General features: G+C 66.5%; 17 protein-coding genes and 1 tRNA gene. 11 read left to right on the top strand and 7 right to left on the bottom strand.

The window, feature by feature from the left end; all coding sequences use genetic code 11:
- Nucleotides 1-58 precede the first annotated feature (58 nt).
- Nucleotides 59-874 carry an exodeoxyribonuclease III gene (locus tag ACTODO_RS01940; protein WP_003790779.1) on the bottom strand — a complete coding sequence of 272 codons (816 nt, stop codon included), beginning with the start codon at nt 872-874 and terminating at the stop codon, nt 59-61.
- A 139-nt stretch (nt 875-1,013) separates the two neighbouring features.
- Here ACTODO_RS01940 and ACTODO_RS01935 point away from each other — a divergent pair, with 139 nt between their 5' ends.
- A complete protein-coding gene (locus tag ACTODO_RS01935) occupies nt 1,014-3,983 on the top strand; it encodes a choice-of-anchor M domain-containing protein (RefSeq protein WP_003790777.1) in 2,970 nt (989 codons plus the stop codon).
- Between the two features lie 81 nt (nt 3,984-4,064).
- The gene (locus ACTODO_RS01930; protein ID WP_003790775.1) at nt 4,065-4,853 is read left to right on the top strand and encodes an SDR family NAD(P)-dependent oxidoreductase; all 789 of its coding nucleotides are present in this window, start codon (nt 4,065-4,067) and stop codon (nt 4,851-4,853) included.
- Between the two features lie 77 nt (nt 4,854-4,930).
- Here the strand turns inward: ACTODO_RS01930 and pyrE are convergent, their stop codons facing one another.
- Both pyrE and ACTODO_RS01920 read right to left on the bottom strand, forming a co-directional pair.
- Complete coding sequence (gene pyrE, locus ACTODO_RS01925; RefSeq protein ID WP_003790773.1) at nt 4,931-5,500, bottom strand: orotate phosphoribosyltransferase; 570 nt, start codon at nt 5,498-5,500, stop codon at nt 4,931-4,933.
- Between the two features lie 26 nt (nt 5,501-5,526).
- The gene (locus tag ACTODO_RS01920; RefSeq protein WP_003790772.1) at nt 5,527-6,348 is read right to left on the bottom strand and encodes an HAD-IIA family hydrolase; all 822 of its coding nucleotides are present in this window, start codon (nt 6,346-6,348) and stop codon (nt 5,527-5,529) included.
- Between ACTODO_RS01920 and ACTODO_RS01915 the strand changes: the two genes are divergently transcribed.
- The 5 genes from ACTODO_RS01915 to ACTODO_RS01900 all read left to right on the top strand — a co-directional run bounded on the left by ACTODO_RS01915 (nt 6,347) and on the right by ACTODO_RS01900 (nt 12,318).
- Entirely contained in the window at nt 6,347-7,078 is a 732-nt protein-coding gene (locus ACTODO_RS01915) for a TrmH family RNA methyltransferase (protein ID WP_003790769.1), read from the top strand. The two genes, ACTODO_RS01920 and ACTODO_RS01915, sit on opposite strands and share 2 nt — an antisense overlap.
- 215 nt (nt 7,079-7,293) lie before the next feature.
- A complete protein-coding gene (locus tag ACTODO_RS01910) occupies nt 7,294-8,580 on the top strand; it encodes a glycoside hydrolase family 20 zincin-like fold domain-containing protein (protein WP_003790767.1) in 1,287 nt (428 codons plus the stop codon).
- Between the two features lie 234 nt (nt 8,581-8,814).
- Nucleotides 8,815-8,949: a hypothetical protein gene (locus ACTODO_RS11040; protein ID WP_003790765.1), complete on the top strand. Its 135-nt coding sequence runs from the start codon at nt 8,815-8,817 to the stop codon at nt 8,947-8,949.
- A 124-nt stretch (nt 8,950-9,073) separates the two neighbouring features.
- On the top strand, nt 9,074-10,099 hold the full coding sequence (gene fbaA, locus ACTODO_RS01905) for a class II fructose-bisphosphate aldolase (protein ID WP_034511832.1): 1,026 nt from the start codon (nt 9,074-9,076) through the stop codon (nt 10,097-10,099).
- A gap of 1,013 nt (nt 10,100-11,112) precedes the next feature.
- Entirely contained in the window at nt 11,113-12,318 is a 1,206-nt protein-coding gene (locus ACTODO_RS01900) for a hypothetical protein (protein ID WP_003790759.1), read from the top strand.
- A gap of 144 nt (nt 12,319-12,462) precedes the next feature.
- Here ACTODO_RS01900 and ACTODO_RS01895 read toward each other — a convergent pair whose 3' ends face one another.
- From ACTODO_RS01895 to ACTODO_RS01885, 3 genes are all read right to left on the bottom strand, one after another.
- Nucleotides 12,463-13,206 (bottom strand): glycerophosphoryl diester phosphodiesterase, encoded by a 744-nt coding sequence (locus ACTODO_RS01895; protein ID WP_003790757.1) that lies wholly within the window; start codon nt 13,204-13,206, stop codon nt 12,463-12,465.
- 38 nt (nt 13,207-13,244) lie between these two features.
- Nucleotides 13,245-14,507, bottom strand: a complete 1,263-nt coding sequence (locus ACTODO_RS01890; RefSeq protein ID WP_034512563.1) for a DUF4032 domain-containing protein — start codon at nt 14,505-14,507, stop codon at nt 13,245-13,247.
- Between the two features lie 164 nt (nt 14,508-14,671).
- A complete protein-coding gene (locus ACTODO_RS01885; RefSeq protein ID WP_003790753.1) occupies nt 14,672-15,802 on the bottom strand; it encodes an ABC transporter ATP-binding protein in 1,131 nt (376 codons plus the stop codon).
- A 261-nt stretch (nt 15,803-16,063) separates the two neighbouring features.
- On the opposite strand from ACTODO_RS01885, the gene ACTODO_RS01880 reads away from it, so the two are divergent.
- The 3 genes from ACTODO_RS01880 (at nt 16,064) to ACTODO_RS01870 (ending at nt 19,277) form a co-directional block, all read left to right on the top strand.
- Nucleotides 16,064-17,995, top strand: coding sequence for a serine/threonine-protein kinase (locus ACTODO_RS01880; protein ID WP_003790751.1), 1,932 nt, complete (start codon nt 16,064-16,066; stop codon nt 17,993-17,995).
- A 60-nt stretch (nt 17,996-18,055) separates the two neighbouring features.
- Nucleotides 18,056-18,988, top strand: coding sequence for a thioredoxin domain-containing protein (locus tag ACTODO_RS01875; protein ID WP_003790748.1), 933 nt, complete (start codon nt 18,056-18,058; stop codon nt 18,986-18,988).
- A 213-nt stretch (nt 18,989-19,201) separates the two neighbouring features.
- Nucleotides 19,202-19,277 (top strand) — tRNA-Thr (locus tag ACTODO_RS01870).
- 70 nt (nt 19,278-19,347) lie between these two features.
- Here ACTODO_RS01870 and ACTODO_RS01865 read toward each other — a convergent pair.
- Nucleotides 19,348-20,058, bottom strand: coding sequence for a uracil-DNA glycosylase (locus ACTODO_RS01865; protein WP_003790746.1), 711 nt, complete (start codon nt 20,056-20,058; stop codon nt 19,348-19,350).
- A gap of 134 nt (nt 20,059-20,192) precedes the next feature.
- Between ACTODO_RS01865 and ACTODO_RS01860 the strand changes: the two genes are divergently transcribed.
- The gene (locus ACTODO_RS01860) at nt 20,193-20,723 is read left to right on the top strand and encodes a LytR C-terminal domain-containing protein (protein ID WP_003790744.1); all 531 of its coding nucleotides are present in this window, start codon (nt 20,193-20,195) and stop codon (nt 20,721-20,723) included.
- The last annotated feature ends 149 nt before the right edge of the window (nt 20,724-20,872 follow it).

Genomic DNA, 20,872 nt, shown 5'->3' with positions numbered 1-20,872 from the left:
GGCGCGCGCCCAGGCCTCGACCCATATCGGCCGGCTGAGTTCCGGCCTCGTTCGCCTCTTAGTCGACGTCGACGATGACGGGCACGTGGTCGGACGCACCCTTGCCCTTGCGCTCGTCGCGGTCGATCTGTGCGCCGCTCACGCGCGCAGCGAGGGCCGGCGAGCAGTAGGCGAAGTCGATGCGCATGCCCTCGTTCTTGGGGAAGCGCAGCTTCTGGTAGTCCCAGTAGGTGTAGTTTGTGACGCGCTCGCGCGTGACCTCAACCCAGCCGTCCGCGGCGAAAGCGGCGAAGGCCTCGCGCTCGGGCGCCGACACGTGCGTGGCTCCCTCGAAGGCGCTCATGTCCCATACGTCCTCGTCCATGGGGGCGACGTTCCAGTCGCCGACGAGGGCAATCAGGGCGCTCGGGTCGGTGAGCCAGCCGCGGCCCTGCTCGGCGAGGTTCGCGAGCCACTCCAGCTTGTAGGCGTAGTGCGCGTGCGTGAGCTCGCGGCCGTTGGGCACGTACAGGCTCCAGATCGTCATCGACGAGGCCTGCCTATCCTCGGAGGGGAGTGTGTCAGTCGTGTCGATGGTGACGCCGAGCGCGCGAGCTTCGACCACGGGCGGTTCGCCAAAGGCGGGCTGGGTGGGGAAGTGGTCCTGCACATCCAGGATGGGCAGACGGGAAGCGACAGCGACGCCGTTCCACTGGTTGAGACCGTGGATGGCGACGTGGTAACCGGCCTCCTCAAAGGCTTCCGTCGGGAACTGGTCGGGGCGGCACTTAATTTCCTGCATGGCCAGCACGTCCGTACCAGAGCGCTCGAGGAAAGCAATAACGCGGTCGACGCGCGTGCGGATGGAGTTGACATTCCAGGTCGCAAATCTCATGGGGTCGAGCCTATCTGCGGGGAAGAGAGGAGGCCGCGTGAAACACGCGTGAAACAAGCCTGATCGGTGTGAGTTGTGTGTGAGCTTATTTAGAGTGATAATGATTCTCACCTACAACATAGCTAGAAAAGGCACTCGAATGTCACACCTGCGACGCATCAGCACGGCTGCGCTCGCCCTCTTCCTGGCATTGACCCCCGCCGCCGCGTGGGCCGGTCCCGACCAGGACAAGGAATGGATCGTTACCGGACAGCACGTTGATGCACCCATCCCCGTCTGGCATGACGACACCAACAGCTTCTCCCTGAACACCATCAACATGCCGATGGAGAAGACCGCTCTGTGGATCCCCAAGGCGTGGACCGGCACCGGCGAAAAAGACGAGGCGAAGTCGCAGCTCGTCATCCCGGCGAAGCGCCCCGACCTGGCCTTCCTGGGTGCCGAGGGTACCGTCCTGAACGCTGCGCCCCAGAATCCTGGCCCCGGTAACACGCCCATCTGGGCAGGCCTCGGAGCCGGCGAAATCGGAGACACCGACAAGTTCGAGGGCGAGACCTACACGCTCGACCTCATCAGCGTCGACGGCCCGGGTCGCATGGAGATGTTCATCGACAACGGCGACAGCGTGAACCGCTTCCTCTCCAGTCACGACACCGCATACCGAAGCGTCTACAACCCGCGCCACACGCACCTGTACACGACCTTCACGCAGCCGGGTCGCTACGTCGCGAACTATAAGATGACCGCTCGCAGTGCCGACGGCACCGCTATCTACTCCTCGCCGATCACGCCTCTGGTCTGGCAGGTCGGCGGCGCGAACCCCACCGAAGGCACTATCAAGGACATCGAATCCGCGTACAACGCGGCGCGCGCTGAACGCACCGACGGCAACGCGGCTACCCCGACGCTCACCCTGTCCCACCACGCCGAACGCGAGCACCCCGGCGACAATCACCTGACCGACATTACGATCGACACGGGTGTCACCACCGACAAGGGCCGCGCGTGGATCACCGTCAATGGCTACTTCCTGACCGAGGTTCCCGTTGACGGTGGCCGAGCGACGGTCTCCGAGCTGCTGGGCGCCGATGCTGCTGCCGTCCAGGCGATTTACATTCCCGGCGACTCTGCCTCGGCTCGCTGGATCTCGCAGACCGTTCAGTACTCCCAGAAGGACACCGAACCCGTTACCGTCGGTGGCACCGACACGATCCTCGGCCCCTCCAACCCGGACCCTGCACCCGTCTGGAACCCCGACCACCTGCCGATCTCCTCGCGCCGCGTCGAGGTCTCCTACGACCTCATTCCCGGCTCGACCGACCAGTACACCGCCACGGTGCGCGCCAACGACCCGACCCTGCGCGCCACCTACAAGATCGAGTTCCTCGAATCCAAGTGGGATTTCAGCCCCTGGTGCTCCATGGAAGGCACCCTGGGTGCGGGCGGCATGGACACGAAGACCCAGGACCTCGGTGTGTGCCAGTCCGACCCCATGTACATGCGCGTCATCCTGCGCCCCCACCCCCTCTCCGACGCGGTCATGACCGTCGCTGACGCCGCCGACGTCACCGTCGGCCCGCACGTCGGACTCACCGCGATGCTCAAGATGCGCGACGGTATCGCCGCCCCCGAAGAGCCCGAACCCGCTCCGAACCCGACGCCCGCCCCTGCTCCCGCCCCCGATAACGGCGGAAACGACGCAACACCGGACCCGGCCTCGTCCCTGCTGAGCGACCCCGTGGAGATCGCGCGTGGACACCTGGACGTGCGCCTCACCCAGGCGAGCGGCGAGGGCGGACTCACCTACGGCCTGGCCGTCAAGGATGACTCCCTGACCAACGCGCGCACCTCCGTGCTGCGCACTGTCGGCTCCACGACCCTCACGGTCGCACCCAACGCGCGCTTCGTGCGCCCCGCCTCCCTGTCGGATGCGAGCTACGACGTGCTCGGACCGGTGGGCACCGCCACGTACGTGCTGCCCGAGACGCAGAACAGCGACATCGTGTGGCCCGGCCTGTCCACTGAGGGCATCGACTACGCGGCCCTGCCCGAGGGAGCCGACCTGACCCTGCACCTCGCGCAGGCCCCCGAAGGCGCCCGCGTCGCATTCTTCCAGGGCGGCACCTTCGGTGCGGGCGCGAAGGTCCACTTCGACTCGTCCAAGGGCGACGGCCTCGTCCACACGACCGAAGCGACGCACATGCACGGCAACTGGGTCTTCAGTGCGCCCGGCACCTACCGCATCGAGGTGGGCGCACGCAGCGGCGAACGCAGCCTCGTCGAGCCCCAGTCCTTCACGGTGATCGTCCGATCCGGACACCACAATGAGCGGCCCGCACCGGTCGAGGAAGAGCCCGTTCCGACGCCGTCGCCCGGGCCCTCCCCGGTGCCTGAGCCGGTCCCCACCCCGGCACCCAAGCCGACGCCCGCCCCCGCGCCGACCGCAGATCCTGCACCCGCTCCGGCTCCGAGCGTGGACCCCGCTCCGGTTCCGGCCCCGACGATGGACCCGGCTCCGGCTCCCGCACCGACGACGGACCCGGCTCCGGCTCCCGCACCGACGACGGACCCGGCTCCGGCTCCCGCACCGACGATGGACCCGGCTCCGGCGCCGACCGCGGATCCTGCACCGATGCCGCACCCCTTCCCGTCTCCCGCTCCCACTGGCGGCCCGGTTCGAGTGCCCGCAGCGTCCGCGACAAACGCAGGAACCCCGGCCTCGTCCGGCGCGACCCGTACCGCAGCCCCCGCTGCGACCGGTGGTAGCGCGACCGGCGCTCCGGCTGCTCGCAGCAACGGAGCGGCAAGTGGAACGACCGGTGCGGCCAGCTCGGCACCCGTGACCGCCCCGAAGGCGGCTCCCGCGGCCACCCCGTCCGCGAGCCCCTCGGCTGCGCCCCAGGGCGGTGCGCAGAGCGGTGAAGTCGCGCAGAGCGGTGGCGTGGCTGCCCCCGAGAACGGGACGGCCGACGCATCGGGCGCCGTACCGATCGCTGCGGCCGCCGAGACCGGCCGATCGGGTGGATGGAGCCCCTACTGGCTCGTCCTGCTCGTCATTCCGGCGGCCCTCGCCGGCGGTGGAGCCGGATACCTGATCCGGACCCGATGACACAGTAAGCCGGGGTGGGACGCACGCGCGTTCCCGCCCCGGCTTCGTGCTGCGCGCACCATGCGGCGCTAGACTTCCCCCATGGGAACAGCGCTGGTCACCGGAGCAACCTCCGGCATTGGTGAAGAATTCTGTTGGCAACTGGCCGCCGCGGGCCACGACCTGGTGCTCGTCGCGCGCAGCGAAGACGCCCTGTGCGCGCTCGCGGACTCGCTCGCGAATGTCGCCGGCGTGCGCGCCGAGGTGATCGCCGCCGACCTGTCCACCGACTCCGGCTGCGGACGCGTCGCCGCCCGCCTTGACGTGGGAGGACCCGAAGACCGCGACAAGCCTGACCTGGCTCCCGTGGACCTCCTCGTCAATAACGCCGGCTTTGGATTGGGAACAGAGTTCCTGGACAACAGCCTTGAGAACGAAATCAAGGGCCTGAACGTCATGGTCCGCGCCGTCATGACCCTGGCCCACCACGCCGGCATCTCCATGCGCTCGCGCGGACGCGGCGCCATCCTCAACGTCGGCTCTGTCGCCTCGCGCACGGGCGCGGGCACCTACTCCGCCCACAAGGCCTGGGTCGTCGCCTTCACCGAGGGCCTCGCCGCCGAGCTCAAGGGATCTGGAATCACGGCCACAGTCGTGTGCCCCGGCCCTGTCGACACACCGTTCTTCGAGCGCGCGGGCGTCGACATGCGTGCAACCCCCTCCTGGCTCATGGCCAGCCCCGAGCAGGTCGTCACGGAGGCCCTCGACGCCGTGCGTGCGGGCCGCGTTCAGGTCACCCCCACCATCCCCTACAAGGTCGCGATGGGCGCCATGAAGCTGGCCCCGCGTTGGGTGACCGCGTGCGCCATGCGCTCCGTCCCCCACATGTGAGGGCGCTCGCACAGATACGAGGCCGGGGCCGGGTTCACGCAGAACCCGGCCCCGACCTCGTCAATGCATGCGGAGAATCAGGCCAGGCCGATGTCCTCCAGGCCCAGCGCGTAGAAGTACGGGAAGCCCTCGGCCTCGATACGCTCCTTCGCGCCCGTCGCGCGGTCGACGATGACGGCGACGGCGACGACGTTCGCGCCGGCCTCGCGCAGTGTGAGCGCGGCCTCCAGCGGGGAGCCGCCGGTCGTGGACGTGTCCTCGAGGACGACGACGTTCTTACCCACGACGTCCGGGCCCTCGATGCGGCGCTTCATGCCGTGATCCTTCGCGGCCTTACGCACGACGAATGCGTCCAGGTCCAGGCCGCGCGACGCGGCGGCGTGCATCATCGCGGTCGCAACGGGGTCAGCGCCCATCGTCAGACCGCCGACGGCCACGTACTCCTCGCCGACCGCGAAGCCGGACTCCTCCAGGAGGTCCAGCATGACGTGGCCGATGAGGGGGGCCGCCTCGTGGTGGAGGGTCGATCGGCGCATGTCGACGTAGAAGTCGGACTCGCGCCCCGACGCCAGGGTGACCTTCTCGTGGATGACGGAGAGTTCCTGGACGAGGGTGGCCAGGCGCGCCTTGTGGGAATCGTTGGTCATGGGTGTTCCTTCCGGATCGGTGTGAGTCAGTGCGCCGCCTCGACGAGCTCGATGAGATCGCCGATGCCCTCGTGGATGCCGAAGGGGCGGAACGGGAAAATGTTGATGTCCTCGCGGGCCGTGGAACCTGACAGGACCAGGTGGGTGCGCAGGCCGGCCTCGACGCCAGCGCGCACGTCCGTGTCCATGCGGTCGCCGACCATTGCGGCGCTCTCGGAGTGCGCGCCGATCTTGTTCAGGCCAGCGCGGATCATGACGGGGTTCGGCTTGCCGACGAAGTAGGGTTTCTGCCCGGTCGCCGCCGTGATCATCGCCGCGATGGCGCCGCAGGCGGGGAGGGTGCCCTCGTCGGAGGGGCCAGACACGTCGGGGTTGGTCGCGATGAACTTCGCGCCGCCCTCAATGAGGCGGATCGCGTGAGTCAGCGCATGGAAGTCGTAGGAACGCACCTCGCCGAGCACCACGAACTCGGGATCGATCTCAGTCATGACGTATCCCGCGGAGTGGATCGCGGTGGTCAGGCCGGCCTCTCCGATGACGTACGCGGTTGAGCCGGGCGACTGCTGGTGCAGGAACGCGGCCGTCGCGTTCGCGGAGGTCCAGATGTTCTCTTCGGGGATGTCCAGGCCGGAGTTCGCCAGGCGTGCGGACAGGTCGCGGTTCGTGAACACCGAATTGTTGGTGAGGACCAGGAAGGGGATATTCTTCCCGCGCAGAGCGGCGAGGAACTCGTTCGCGCCCGGAAGCGCCCGATTCTCCTTGACCAGGACGCCGTCCATGTCGGAGAGCCACGCGGTGACGGGAGGCAGATCGGTTAGGGGTGTCGGTTCGTGCGTCAGGGCAGTCATGCCTCCATTCTACGGTGCCGCTAGGGTGGGATCCGTGAACGAGTTCGAAAACGGGTGTGACATCGCGCGTGATGGCGCGTGCGGGAACGACGAGGCCTGGGCTGCGCAGTCCGGGCAGGTCGGGGTCGGTCCGTGGCCGGGTGGGGAGGCCGCCTGGCCGGTCGGCGAGTACTACGATCGGGAGCTCCTGAAGGCGGGGGATCGGCGCAACGTCGAAGACCGCTACCGCTACTGGACGATGGACGCGATTCGAGCGGACATTGCTGCCCGCTCGCTGCCCTTCGAGGTGGCAGTGGAGAATCTCGATCACGACTTCAACATCGGGTCGATTGTGCGAACGGCGAATGCCATGGGTGCGCGCCGCGTGCACGTCGTGGGGCGCAAGCGGTGGAACCGACGCGGCGCGATGGTCACCGACCGCTACCTGCCGGTGGATCACCGTCCCGAAGTGCGTGAACTCGTGGAGCATTGCTCGAAGGAAGGCTTGACACTCGTCGGCGTCGACAATGTTGAGGGGTCCGTCGCGCTCGAAGGCGCGGTGCTGCCGGAGCGCGCGTGCCTCGTTTTTGGATCCGAGGCTTCCGGATTAAGCGAGGAGATGATCCGGGCGTGCGATAGTGTCGTCGCCATTACTCAGCGCGGTTCGACTCGGTCCATGAATGTTGGTCATGCTGCCGCGATCGTTATGTGGGCGCACGCGTCGCGTCTGGAGGGCGCGGAAACCTCCTGACTTGTAGGCGAAGTATCAAACTGAAATCCCTTAATTAACCCGGTTGGCCGATATTCTCGCTGACCCACCGATCTTTTACCGTTTCTATTGTTTTCATCCTCCGATCTTTGATGCTATTTGCAAGCCAAAAAGTAGTCGGAATGGACAATGAGCATCCTTTTTCATTCGGGCTTTGGACAGTTTGCGTGGAAGCAAAACGTTGAGCAGGAGAACTAATGCCTCAGTCATCGCCAAGCCATGCGCGGGCGCCGCGGCTTGCGCGCACCCGAGCGAAAGTCGCGCTCATCCTCACGATCAACGCGTCCCGCACCGACCTCGGTGATGAGGGCTACCAGCTGACCGTCAACGCAAACGGAGCCCAGGTCGTGGCTGCCAACCGCTCCGGCCTCCTGTGGGGTGCCCGCACCATCGAAAAGGCGGTGCGCACCGGCCAGGGAACCGTGCCCGCCGGTAGCATCACCGACATCCCGCGCTTCGCCGACCGTGGCGCCACCCTGTGCGCCTGCGGCACCCACATCACCCCGGACTGGATCACCCGACAGATCGACCGCATGCCCGACCTGAAGATGAACTACCTGTCCCTCGAGCTGCGCATCAAGTCCGACAAGTACCCCGTCGCCCAGCAGTTCCCCTTCGACCGCATCGACGAGTACATGGAAGCCTTCGGGTCCACCGAATGGCACATGGGCGCCGACGAGTTCATCTTCAAGCAGGGCCCCGGCGACGTCAAGACGTACCTCGCACAGATTCGCAGTCACTACGGCGCCCAGATGTTCTGGAACACCAAGACCCCCAAGACTGATGGAAACGCTGAGGCTTTCAAGGCGCGCATCAAGGCCCTGGGTGAACCATCCACCTACGTCGACCCCACGCGCGAGACCCTCGCCCCCGGCCAGTACACGATCGCGCTGTCTGACGGACGAGCACTCAGCGTGTCGGGTGGCACCCCGACCGCGGGCACCGCCTCCGATAACTGGGAGCTGGCCGCCACCCCCGACGGCTACTACCAGATCTGCTCGGTCAACGCGAACCGTTGCCTCGCCGTCTACTCAGAGGAAACACCGAACTCTGAGACCCACGTGTCGACGACCCCCGGACACCCGGTAACCGCCTACGCGTGCGCTGACATGAGCCAGGAGTTCACCCCCACGTTCCAGGGCGACTACGCGACGCGCAACCCCCAGAAGTGGGTCGCGGAAACCGCCGGCGACGGCTTCCGCCTGCGCAACGCCATGACCAACCAGTACCTGAGCGTCATCGACTCCGGCTACCTGTCGCGCCGCCCCAACGGTGGTGAGAAGACCGTGGCCAGCGAAGGCCTGATCGGCGTGTGCGGCCCCCGCATCAAGGCCGAGGCCGCGGCAGCCGACTCCGTCGAAACCCGCTGGGAGCGCGGCAAGGAATCCATGGCCACCGACGGTGACCCCGCGACCTACTGGCACTCCCAGTACATCGACGCCAACAAGGCCAAGCTGCCCGGCGCCGACAACGCCCGCAAGTAGCCCAACTGGATCGACCTGACGATCGGCGACGGCGCCACTGGATACGACGTCTGCGCCGTCTCCTACACGCCGCGTGCCGGCAACGGCCCCAAGGCCTCGGGCCGTGCCAAGGACGTCCAGATCTACCTCGCCGGCTCCGCCGACGGCCTCAAGGGACAGGGCGACAACAAGGGCAACCCGAGCGCACAGGGCAACCCCGTCCTCGCGACTTCCCTGGCGAACGTCCCCGGCACCGTGGACATCCCGGTTGCGGGCAACGGCTCCTACCTCCGATTCCGCGGTACTTCGACCCAGGCCGACGTTGCTAAGGACCTGACGGACGTCATGTCCGTCGCCGAACTCGGAGTCCGCATCGGCCGCTCCAACTGACGCATACCAGTCGGGGAGGGGTTGGAAGAAAACCGTCCAAACGGGACTTCCTTCCCCTCCCCGCTCGTGCAAAATGTGAGAGAATCTATCACGACAAAACTGTCACTCGATTAGGAGGCTCCAAGTGCCTATCGCAACCCCTGAGGTCTACGCAGAGATGCTGAATCGCGCACGGGATGGCAAGTTCGCCTACCCTGCGATCAACGTGACCTCGTCCCAGACCATCACCGCCGCCCTCCAGGGCTTCGCCGAGGCCGAGTCTGACGGCATCATCCAGGTGTCCGTTGGCGGCGCCGAGTACGGCTCCGGCTCCACCATCAAGAACCGCGTCACCGGCTCGCTGGCCCTCGCCGCCTACGCCTACGAGGTTGCCAAGAACTACGGCATCACCGTGGCTCTGCACACCGACCACTGCGCCAAGCAGAACATCGACTCCTGGGTCCGCCCCCTCCTCGAGATCGAGGCCGGCCAGGTCGCCGAAGGCAAGCTGCCCACCTTCCAGTCCCACATGTGGGACGGTTCCGCGATTCCGCTCGACGAGAACCTCGAGATCGCCAAGGAACTGCTCGCCCTGTCCGTCAAGGCCAACACGATCCTCGAGATCGAGGTCGGCGCGGTCGGCGGCGAGGAAGACGGCGTCGTTGGTGAAATCAATGAGAAGCTCTACACTTCCACCGCGGACGGCATCAAGACCGTTGAGGCCCTGGGCCTGGGCGAGAAGGGCCGCTACATCACGGCCCTGACCTTCGGCAACGTGCACGGCGCCTACAAGCCCGGCCACGTGAAGCTGCGTCCCGAGCTGCTCGGCACCATCCAGAAGGAGGTCGCTGAGCACTTCGGCCTCGACCACCGCCCCTTCGACCTGGTCATGCACGGCGGCTCCGGCTCCACCGCCGAGGAGATCGCCACCGCTGTCGCCAACGGCGTCATCAAGATGAACGTCGACACCGACACGCAGTACGCGTTCACCCGCCCGGTCGTCGACCACATGATGCGCAACTACGACGGTGTCCTCAAGATCGACGGCGAGGTCGGCGTGAAGAAGCAGTACGACCCGCGCACGTGGGGCAAGTCGGCCGAGGCCGGCATGGCCGCCCGCGTCGTCGAGGCCTGCGAGCGCCTGGGTTCTGCCGGCACGCAGATGCGCTGAAACAATCGCTGAGAGCCGCCTAGCGGCCTGATGCGTGAGCCGCCCGGCCCCCTGTGGGGTCGGGCGGCTTCGTTGTGTTTGCTGGGCCGGGCCGCTGTGTGTGCCGGTGGGCGGCGGCCCGCCCACGGGTGCCGCAGACTGGCCGTGCAGGACAGACAGCATGGTTGTCTGATACCGCCATTGCCTTTGTTCGTGCGTGCCTGCGTGGGATTGGAACCGCGATCGCCTTTGCGGACGAGAAACGGGCGTTTTTGGTGCAGTTATCGGGTGCAAAGGTGTCGCTGGTTTCAATGGTTGCTGTTCAGTGGTGAGCATTGGTGTTGTCGTTTTCAAAGTCGCCACGTCGCTTCGCCCCGTGCGCGATACTTTCCGCCCTGCTCGGCCTGATGTGGGCGCGAGCGCGAAAAAGCTCACCCAGTGCGCTCGAAATGGCGCACAATCGGCTATTTATGGCGTGCTGGGCGAATTATCTCGCGGAAATGGCGTTGGAGGGGGTGTGCTGGGCGAGTTGTGTCGCGCCACCAACACTGTGCCCACCGAAACCGCGGTCCTGAGCCCTCTTCCGCCCACCGGGGCGTCGGCCAGGCCCGGCGGCCACCCCCCGGTGCCCGCTGGTAGACCACCACGCATCCCATTGGCCTAATGTGGACCCTTGAAACATGGCGATGAGGGGCCGTATGATGGGGTAACTGCGAAAGGATACGCGGCGATCATCGCCCAACGACGGGCATAGGACAGGGAAAGCGGAAGCGCAATGAACACAGGCCCGATGCATTGAGGAGTGAGCCCCCTACCGCTCACTCGTTTTCGCGCAGGTGTGGTCTCATTCTTTACCGCGAGAGGCTAGCAGTAGACACCTCAAAAACATGCAGGAGCTGCGTACCAGGTAAGTGCCGGCACAGTGATACAAATTCTCGTCACTGACCGTGCGGCCGAGCGAAAATGCGATCCGCACGACACAATGGAACTATAGAGTGGTGAGACCATCTCACCACGGACAGGAAGGTAGCGACATGGCCCAGGAATGGACTCGCATTGAAGGCATGATCATCGGCCACGATCTGGATCCCAGCGTGGTCGCCGGCGAGCTGAAGGAGCGTTCGATCCTCGCCCAGCTCGAGTGGTTCCCCTCCTCGCCCCAGCTGTTTGGCCTGAACGTTGCCGTCGACAACGAACGCGTTGCGACTGTCCCCGCCGGCTCGACCGAGGTTGTTCCCGGCCCGACTCCCGCGGAACTGGCCAACGAGCTCGCCATCCTGTTCGACGCAGAGGTGCGCATCGGTAACGCGACGGCCGATCACCTGCCCGAGGGTGAGTCGCCGCTCGGCAAGGTCTGGCCCTCCGATGAGGAGGAGGCCGCCGCCGTCGAACCTACCCCGACTCGCATCGTCGAGATTGGCCGCACCCCTGCCTCGTCCGTGCCGCTCCTCGCGGCCCTTGAGGGTGTGGATCTCGGAGACCTCGAGCTCGCCGATGATAACCGCGCACTTCTCGCTGAGCTGCCCGCCGAGAAGGAGGGCTGGAACTTCGGTGATCTGCCGCTCGTGACTCTCTCCGTGACGGACGGTGAGTTCCAGGTCTTCCTGGTCACCGACGATCACCTCGAGCACATCATCTCTCACAACTGGGGCATGGATGCTGCGATCGTCCCCGGTGGACACGACCGCACGTCGGAACTGCCTGGCGAGGTCATCGATCTCGTGGGCGACCGTCTCGACCTCCTGGAGATCGCCGAGGCCGTCCCGGGCTCCGACGCCGACGCCCTGTGGGCCTCTGTGGCCACGACCGGCGAGGAATCGGTGTGGAAGGTCGTGCGCGCCCTCGGCCTGCACGGCTCCGTCGCCGGCTTCCTCCTGGGCACCACTGACCTCGAGGACGTTGAGGGCGTCTCCGTGCACCTGGCTCGCGGTATCTCCAACGCGATTGGTCGCAGCGTCGACATCATGATGGGTCAGCCGCAGTCGGTCGTGAAGCCCCTGTGGAACTCCTACGAGTCCGTGGCCGTTGAGCGTCCGTGGATCATCCACGCCGCCGTCGCCGCTGAGGCCATCGTCGGTACCGGCATGCTTGTGGCCGCGGTGCGCGCCTCCTCGCCGCGTTCGGGTTGGATGCGCTTCGCGGGCATCGTGGGCGGCCTGATGGTTGTCGACTCGATCGCCGAGCTGTCCCTGGCCAAGCACGTCTCCAAGCGCTTCACGCGCCGCGCGGGCGAGGCGTAAGGAGCCTTCCGTCGCATACCTAAGAGGCAGCCGGGGCCGCGTGAGCGACCCCGGCTGCCTTGTCTGTCGGTGCTGGCGCGGGCGCAGGCCGCGCTCGTGTTTCGTTAGGGATCCAGGGTGCTGACCCGGAAGCACCCGCACCCGTCAGGCCTTCAGGGCCTCGGCGGGGAAGTCCTGCGGACGATCCGTGAAGATGCCGGTGACGCCCCACGAGGCCAGCTCGCGAGCCTGCTCGATGTCGTTGACGGTCCACACGTTGACCTCGAAGCCCGCGTCGCGCATCGCGCGCACGTCAGACTCGGTGAGGCCCTCAACGCCCGGATGAATCGCTGTCGCACCCAGGGCGGCCGCGCCCTCGCGCCACTCCTCGGAGGCGCGCTCGATCAGCCAGCCGAGCGCAACCGTCGGGCAGGCCTCGTGGAAGGAAGCGAGGAGGTCGTGGTCGAAGGAGGAGACGATGAGTCGGGAGGGAACCTTGTCCCCTGCCAGCGTGACGGCCAGGGCTTCGATCAGGCGTTCGCGCAGCCGATCCCCGCCCGCGCAGGGCTTGATCTCCAGGTTCGCGCCCATCTGCTGGGCGTGCGCGAACGCGAGGGCATCCGCGGCCTCGGGAATGCGCTCGAAGCGGTACGTGTCCGAGAACCAACGGCCCGCGTCGAGTCGGCGGATATCCGCGAATCCGAGCTGGTAGTAGGAGCCGGACCCCGTCGTCGTACGGTCCAGCGTGTCGTCGTGGATGACGATGAGAGAGCCGTCGCCGGCGATATCCACGTCGAACTCGAACCAGCGGGCACCGACCTCCATCGCCTTGGAGAACGCGGCAATCGTGTTCTCCGGCGCGAGCGAGGAAGCGCCTCTGTGGGCAAAGATGCGGGGGAATTCAGACATAGGTGCTCCTAGCGTGAACGGGACGGGGCGTTGTGCCCTCACCACAGGTCGGGGTTCGCCTCGGCGCTGAGCATAGAGGCGCGGCCAGGCCCGGGTTCGATGAGGACGGCCTCGTCGCGCTTGGACGGCAAGATGTTCTCGATGTAGGAGGCGACGGCCTCCTCACCGGGAATGTCGTGACCGGCCTGCTGGGCCATGTACCAGCGGTGTTCGAGGTACTCGTGATACAGCTGAGCCGGCTCGAGCTTGCCGGCGAGCTCGCGCGGAATCGCGCGCACGACGGGGGCGAACACGTCGGTGAGCCACTGGTGGGCGGCCTGCTCAAGGGGAATGTCCTGCAGCCCACTTGTCGCGCGCCACACGTCAATGTCTGCGAGGAGGCGGGCGGCCTGGTGTTCGCCGACGTCCATCCCGGTCAGGCGCATGAACTTACGGTTGTGGTGCCCGGCGTCGACCACCTTGGGCTGGATGACCAGATGCTCGCCCGACGAATCCGATGCCATATGCAGCTCGGCGACATCGAACCCGAGGTCGTTGAGGCGGCGAATGCGCTCGCTGACGAGGTACTGGCGCTGCTCGTTGGGAATGGACTCCTCGGCGGTTACTTCGTTCCACAGCAGGTCGTACTGGGTGCGGATGCGGTCGCCGACGTCGATGGGGTCGGCGTCTTCGGGGAAGAAACCGCCGGCCTGGAGATCCATGAGTTCGCCGATGATGTTCGTGCGGGCCAGGTCGACGTCGTACTCGCGCTGGCCGGGGGTGAGCTTTGGGTGCAGTTCGCCGGTTTCGGCGTCGACCAGGTAGGCGGCGAACTCGCCTGCGTCGCGGCGGAACAGCGTGTTCGACAGGGAGACGTCGCCCCAGTAGAAGCCCAAGAGGTGGAGGCGAACGAGGAGGAGGGCGAGCGCGTCGATGAGGCGCGTCGCGGTGTCCTCGCGCATCGACAGGGAGAAGAGTGCGCGGTAGGGGAGGGAGAACTGCAGGTGCTCGGTGATGAGTACGGCGTTGAGTTCTTCGCCCTCGGGGCTTTCGCGTCCGGTGATGACGGCGACCGGTTGGACGGACGGGGCGTCCAGGCGCGTCAGGTCACGCAGGCAGTCGTATTCGTGATGGGCGACGGTCGGACCGATCTCCTTGACCGCGAGCACGCGGCCAGACAGGTTCACGAAGCGCACGATGTGGCGGGAAATACCGCGGGGAAGTGCCGCGAGTAAGTTGGATGGCCACTCCTCGAGGGGAACGTCCCACGGGAGGTCCAAAAGGGCGGGGTCAATTGCGGCCGCCGTAATGTCCAGAGCCATGGTTCCCATTATCTCATCTCGAGCGCCGTGCGCATAGTTCCGACTCGGCACCTGCGCTAGTCGCGGCCAAGAACACATGCGGGTATAGCGAAACCCCGGCCTCGTCCTGGAGGTACGAGTGGACGAGGCCGGGGCCGATTATCGCTGTGCGTGAGCGCTATGCGTCACTCGGGCAGGCGAACGCCCGTTGCAGCGGAGAAGTTGTGCTGCTGACCCTCGCGGATGCGCACGTGCAGGACACCGCCGCGCGCGGGGGCGGTACGCGGGGGAACGCGCACGATCAGCTGCTTGCCGGTGCCCTCAGAGCCGGAGCCCAGGGTCTCGCCCTCGGCGGCGCCGGCCAGGTGGCCGTACACGTAGGCGTCCGAGCCGAGTTCCTCGACGAAGTCAACCTCGACGGGGATGGAGCCCTCGGAGCCGTCGGCAACGACATCCAGGCCCTCGGGACGGAAGCCAATCTTGATCTTTCCGCCATCCTCAGCGGTCATCGCGGCGCGGGCGGCCTCGGAGACACGCACGCGTGCGGGGCCGAGCTTGGCCCACTCGCCCTCGACCGTGAAGGTGCCCAGGTTCATGGCGGGGGAGCCGATGAAGCCAGCGACGAACTCGTTGGCGGGACGCTCGTACATCTCCTGCGGGGTGCCGCACTGCTGGAGGAGGCCGCCGGCAAGAACCGCGATGCGGTCGCCCATCGTCAGAGCCTCGGTCTGGTCGTGGGTGACGTACACGGTGGTGACGCCGAGCTCACGCTGCAGGGAGGCAATCTGCGTACGGGTCTGGACACGCAGCTTCGCGTCCAGGTTCGACAGGGGTTCGTCCATGAGGAACACCTGGGGCTTACGGACGATCGCGCGGCCCATGGCGACACGCTGACGCTGGCCGCCGGACAGAGCCTTGGGCTTGCGGTCCAGGTAGGGCTCCAGGTCGAGGATCTTAGCGGCCTCTTCGACGCGCTTGTTGATCTCTTCCTTCGGGGTGCCGGCGATCTTCAGGGCGAAGCCCATGTTCTCGCGCACCGACATGTGGGGGTAGAGAGCGTAGTTCTGGAAGACCATCGCGATGTCGCGGTTCTTCGGCGGAACGTCTGTGACGTCCTTGTCGCCGATGAGGATGCGGCCGGAGTTCACGTCCTCCAGGCCGGCGAGCATACGCAGCGAGGTCGACTTGCCGCAGCCGGAGGGGCCGACGAGAACGAGGAATTCGCCGTCCTTGATCTCGAGGTCGAGCTGGTCGACGGCGGGCTTGTCGGAACCCGGGTAGACGCGGGTGGCCTTGTCAAAGGTAACGGTTGCCATGGAGTTTTCCTTCCCACCGGCAGGTACGTGCCGGACGATCCGTAGTGGGGTGACCGTGGAGCGTCTTCGCCCACAGAGTGCGAACGCGGATCGTTCCGCGCGCGCGACTAAATGCGAAGTTAGCATGCTTGCTCACGGCTGTACAGTTCGGGCCACATGGTGGATTGACAGCGTGTGTTTGCTCGTCAGATTCAGGGACGAGGCCGGGGCCACCCCGCGCGGGTGGCCGCAGATGGGGGAGGGGACAGGTAGGCTGAGGGCGTGGAAGAAGGCGAGGAACTGGGCGGCTACAGGCTGATCCGTCGGCTCGGTACGGGCGGGGCTGGGACGGTCTGGCTCGCCGAAGACGGGGGCGGCACGCGTGTCGCCCTCAAAGCTATGCATCCGGCGATGGCCGCCTCGGAGGAGTCGCGCCAGCGGCTGGAGCGCGAGACGCGCACGGTGAACTCCGTGCGCTCGCCGTTCGTCGCGCACATCGTCGATGCGGAAACCGAGGCCTCCCAGCCTTTCGTTGTCTCGGAGTACGTGGAGGGTCCCACGCTCGCGGAAATCCTCGTCTCCGGGCCGGTGCCGCTGCGTGGTGTCGCCGCCCTCTCCTACCACTTGGCGTCCACGATCGCGGCCGTTCATCACGCCAACATCATCCACCGCGACATCAAGCCGTCTAACATCATCTGTTCGCCGCGCGGCCCGGTCCTCATCGACTTCGGTATTGCGATGGCGACCTCCGATCAGCACCTGACCAGCACCGGCCTCGTGTCGGGGACGGCCGGGTACACCGCGCCTGAACTCCTGCAGGGCCACGGTGCCACGAAGGAGTCGGACTGGTGGGCGTGGTGTGCCACCCTGCTGTCCTGCGCCACCGGGCGCCCGCCGTTCGGCAAGGGCGACGTGTCCGCCACGATGCTGCGCGTCCTCGGAGGAGACCCCGACCTCGCCGGACTGCACCCCATGGTCGCCGACGCGCTCGCGGGTGGACTTGCTCCCGACCCCGATGAGCGTCCCTCGCCCTCCCTGATCGTCGCCGACCTGATGAGCGCAGTCGGGTGGGCTCCCGGCGAGCTTGACTACGTGACCGTGAACTGGGCGCAGCTGCTCGATACGGGCATGCGTACGCAGATGGTCAATTCCGATCCCCAGGAGATCGCCGCGCCTCCCGAGTGGGAGGATGCGGGGCAACGTCCGGGTGTCGCCGGTGCACGCGCCGTCGCATACCCGCAGCACCCGCGCCGCGACGCCTCGGAGTTCACCGCGGCAAACGATCATACGGAGGTCGTGAATACCGCCTCAGTGGCGGAAGGCTACGGTGACTGGGAGGATGAATCCGCCGAGGTCGCCTGGCATGACGATGCGACCGACACGTGGCAGGCCGTCGATGATGCGGACCCCACCGAGGTGTTGGCACCCTATCCGCAAGCTCCCTACGCGCACCCGCAGGGTGCCTACGGTCCCGGGCCTGGCGTTGCCCCCGGTCCCGCGCAGCAGCCGTACCCTCAAGCGGGCTTCGTGACACCTCCGGTGGGCGCGGTTCCGCAGTGGAACCCGAGCCCTGCCGCAGGTGTCGTCGGCGCGCACGACGAGACGGCCTCGTCTCCGGAAAAGAAAAATGCCTGGATCTCCGGTGCCGCTGTGCTCGCGCTCCTGGCCTCCCTGCCCTTCGTCTTCGGTATGAGCGGCACCCTCATCGTCGGCATCGCCCTGACCGCCTTCGGGTTGGTTGGAGCGATGAGTCGGTGGGTCGAGCGGCGGCGCATCCTGCGCGGCCCTAAGCCATCGGATGGGGCAGCCGTTATCGCTATGTCCCCGATCCTGCTCGCGCGTTCGATCGTGACCACCGCCCTCGGCCTCGTTGTGGGGGGTCTTATCCCCTATCTCGTGTGGGCCGGCGTTTCGTATTCTTATGAGGGACGTGTCCTGTGGACCTGGCCAGTCGACGTAGCTACGTCAAGCGGCCTCGATCGCAGCGATTACTGGCTCAGTGACCCCCATGGGACGATCATCGTGTGGGCGCTTGCGGCGGCCACCATCTGGGCGGCCTGGCTGATGCCGTTCGCCGCAGATCTGCGTGTTGGAACGGCGACATCGCTGCGCGCGATCGTGCGTCCTGCCTGGGGACGTGCGCTCCTCACGGTAGGCTGTGGTGGGTTCCTGGCAGGTGCATGGCTGATCGTTACGGGTGGGCTGTCGCACTAAGCGCAGCCGCGCTGCGCCCGATATTCTTGCAACATTCAACTACTTTCGGAAGGTGAGTCCATGGCTCAGAAGAAGAAGCCGGCCGTCGATCCCGTGCGCGCGAAAGCCGCCCAGATGCGCCAGGCGCAGGAGCGTGCTGACCGCCGCACCCGCATTATCGTCATCTCCGCCGTCGCTGTCATCGTCCTCGCGGTCGTCGCAGCCGTCGGCGGCGTGATCTGGAAGCAGCAGGCGCAGGTCAACGCCGCCCGCAACGTCGACGCCTCGGACGTCCTCGGCGCCTACGCCGACGGACGCCCGATCATCGTCAACGCAAACGGCGTCGTCGCCGAGGCGGATCCGAACATGCCCACCCTCACCGAGTACTTCGACTACTCCTGCCACGCGTGCGCTGACCTCGACGCATACATGGGCAAGGACCTCACCACCTGGGCCGCCGAAGGTCACTACAACGTTGAGCTCCAGCCGGTCATCACCGTTAACATGGACTACCTGAAGCCCGCGGCCAGCGCATCGCTCGTCGTCGCGCAGAAGGCACCCGATAAGTGGGTGGACTTCCACCACGCACTGCTCGCATACTTCCGCACCCAGTACCAGGCCTCCAACGGCACCGTCGTCCAGAACCTCGACGCCTCCTGGAAGCAGGTCAAGGTGATTGCAGCCGAGGTCGGCGTCCCCTCCGACGTTATCGAGACCTTCCCTGTCAACGCCGTCGAGGACTACCTCAAGGCATCGACCACCGCCTGGCAGAACGCCGGCTACAACGGTCGTGGCGACGGCCTCGGAACTCCCGAGCTCATCAAGGACCGCTCCACTGTCATCCCGCTCGGAACCCAGCTGCCCGCGCTGCGCGAGACCATCGCGCAGGAATACGGCATCACCGATTCCGCGAGCCAGGGCACCTCACAGACCCCGGCTCCCGAGGCCACCGAGCCCTCGCAGAGCGGTGCCGACGAGGCCCAGAGCGCCGAGACGACCAACAGCTCCAACTGAGCCTTCAATCAGTGAGGGGCGGGACCGCACGGCGGTCCCGCCCCTCACTTCTTTGGCGCAAACGTCACATCCCTGCGGCTCATTGGAGGTCCTTGAGACGCGCGCCAGTTATCCACACTGCGCAATGGGGAATCGCGTTGCTGCGTGCTCATTGACCCCGATCTGGCCCGCCCGCGCGCGCGAGCCCCTACCTGTGGCACACTAGTGTCCGCCGCCGGCTTAGCTCAGTTGGTAGAGCAGCTGTCTTGTAAACAGCAGGTCATCGGTTCGAGTCCGATAGCCGGCTCCACGGAGTCCCTCACCGCGGCATCGCAGCCGCCCCCTACCGTCACCCGAACGGGTGGTGTGCCCCGGCCTCGTCAATGAGAAGCGCCCAGCGACCAATCCACGCCCGACGCGCCCTGTGCCTCCAACAGTTCATTTGCGCGCGAGAACGGCTTCGACCCGAAAAACCCTCGATACGCAGAGAGCGGCGACGGGTGGGCGGACGCAATAGTCGGCGTGTCACCCAGACGCGGTGTGAGCGACTGCGCGTCCTTGCCCCACAAAATCGCCACGAGGGGAGCGCGCGAGCCATCCGAACGCTTCCGGGACACCAGGGCGTCAATCGCGCACTGCGTCACCTCCTCCCAGCCGCGGCCTCGATGCGATGCGGGCGCACCCGGGCGCACCGTCAACACGCGGTTGAGCAGACACACGCCCTGCTCGCACCACGGCGTCAGGTCACCCGACGTCGGAGCGGGAACGCCCATATCCTCGCTCAGTTCGCGGAAAATGTTGATGAGCGACTTGGGCAAGGCCACCCCCGGGTGCACCGAAAACGACAGCCCCATCGCATGCCCCGGCGTCGGATACGGATCCTGCCCGACAATCAGTACCTTCACCTTGTCGAACGGGTACGTGAAGGCACGGAGAACATCCGTGCCCGCAGGCAGGTAGCCATGTCCCGCCTTGACCTCAGCGGCCAACATCGCGCCCAACTCGTGGACGCGCCCCTCCACCGGAGCCAGCGCCCGAGCCCAGCCCGGATCAATCAACTCGGCCAACGGACGCGGATTGTGTTCACCCATAGCACCAGCCTAATGCCGCACAGGCCACGCCACATTCCCCGCGCGCCACCCGCGCCCCACTCCCTCTTTTCCGATAGTCTGAACGCGTGAGTTCTCAGTACCCCAGGGATGAATTTGACCGCACCGGCGAAGACATGCCCGTCGGCATGCACCGCCCCAAGCCGTCCAAGTGGAAGAACGTCTGGCCTTTCCTGGCCATCCTCGTGATCGTTCCTGCCCTCGGATGGGCAGCGGCGACCGCACTGTCGCGCCAGCAGGCCACTGTCAGCAACGTGCCCAGCCCCGCCGCGACCACCCCGAGCGCCGCCGCTCCCTCCGCGTCACCCACGGCCGAGGCCACCGCGTCCGCTGAACCCACGCCTTCCGCCAGCTCCTCCTCACCGTCGGCTTCCTCTGAGCCCGACCACGGAGCTGTCATCCAGGTCCTCAACGGCACCGGAACCCAGGGATACGCCGGCCAGCAGGCTCAGATCCTGAACCAGGCCGGCTACGCGGGCACCTCCGCCGCGAACGCTGACGGCTGGGCCACGCAGACCTCCACCGTCTTCTACGAGGATCCCCGAATGGAGGGAACCGCGAAGGACGTTGCCGCCAAGCTGGGTATTTCCAACGTTCGCCAGGAGAGCGGCCTCGGAGACCCCGACATCATCGTGATCCTGCGATGAGCCTCTGATACTGACTAAGCCGCCCGGCCCCTGTGGGGCCGGGCGGCTTTGTTATGCCTAGGTTGCGTCTTGCTCCGCTGGTGTTCCGAGCGCCTGGTGTTCCGCGCGCCGTCGGGCCGGACTGCTTGGTGTGCCCACGGGCGGCGGCC

The sequence above is a fragment of the Schaalia dentiphila ATCC 17982 genome, from assembly GCF_000154225.1.
Classification (GTDB): Bacteria; Actinomycetota; Actinomycetes; order Actinomycetales; family Actinomycetaceae; genus Pauljensenia; species Pauljensenia dentiphila.
This window is presented reverse-complemented; position numbering and strand designations above follow the sequence as displayed.

Coding starts and splice junctions, on each gene's coding strand:
- ACTODO_RS01935 (WP_003790777.1), top strand. CDS start 1,014: ATGTCACACCTGCGACGCATCAGCACGGCTGCGCTCGCCCTCTTCCTG.
- ACTODO_RS01890 (WP_034512563.1), bottom strand. CDS start 14,507: ATGGCTCTGGACATTACGGCGGCCGCAATTGACCCCGCCCTTTTGGAC.
- ACTODO_RS01940 (WP_003790779.1), bottom strand. CDS start 874: ATGAGATTTGCGACCTGGAATGTCAACTCCATCCGCACGCGCGTCGAC.
- ACTODO_RS01860 (WP_003790744.1), top strand. CDS start 20,193: ATGCCCGTCGGCATGCACCGCCCCAAGCCGTCCAAGTGGAAGAACGTC.
- ACTODO_RS01895 (WP_003790757.1), bottom strand. CDS start 13,206: ATGTCTGAATTCCCCCGCATCTTTGCCCACAGAGGCGCTTCCTCGCTC.
- pyrE (WP_003790773.1), bottom strand. CDS start 5,500: ATGACCAACGATTCCCACAAGGCGCGCCTGGCCACCCTCGTCCAGGAA.
- ACTODO_RS01930 (WP_003790775.1), top strand. CDS start 4,065: ATGGGAACAGCGCTGGTCACCGGAGCAACCTCCGGCATTGGTGAAGAA.
- ACTODO_RS01885 (WP_003790753.1), bottom strand. CDS start 15,802: ATGGCAACCGTTACCTTTGACAAGGCCACCCGCGTCTACCCGGGTTCC.
- ACTODO_RS01920 (WP_003790772.1), bottom strand. CDS start 6,348: ATGACTGCCCTGACGCACGAACCGACACCCCTAACCGATCTGCCTCCC.
- ACTODO_RS01865 (WP_003790746.1), bottom strand. CDS start 20,058: ATGGGTGAACACAATCCGCGTCCGTTGGCCGAGTTGATTGATCCGGGC.
- ACTODO_RS01900 (WP_003790759.1), top strand. CDS start 11,113: ATGGCCCAGGAATGGACTCGCATTGAAGGCATGATCATCGGCCACGAT.
- ACTODO_RS01915 (WP_003790769.1), top strand. CDS start 6,347: ATGCCTCCATTCTACGGTGCCGCTAGGGTGGGATCCGTGAACGAGTTC.
- ACTODO_RS01875 (WP_003790748.1), top strand. CDS start 18,056: ATGGCTCAGAAGAAGAAGCCGGCCGTCGATCCCGTGCGCGCGAAAGCC.
- ACTODO_RS01910 (WP_003790767.1), top strand. CDS start 7,294: ATGCCTCAGTCATCGCCAAGCCATGCGCGGGCGCCGCGGCTTGCGCGC.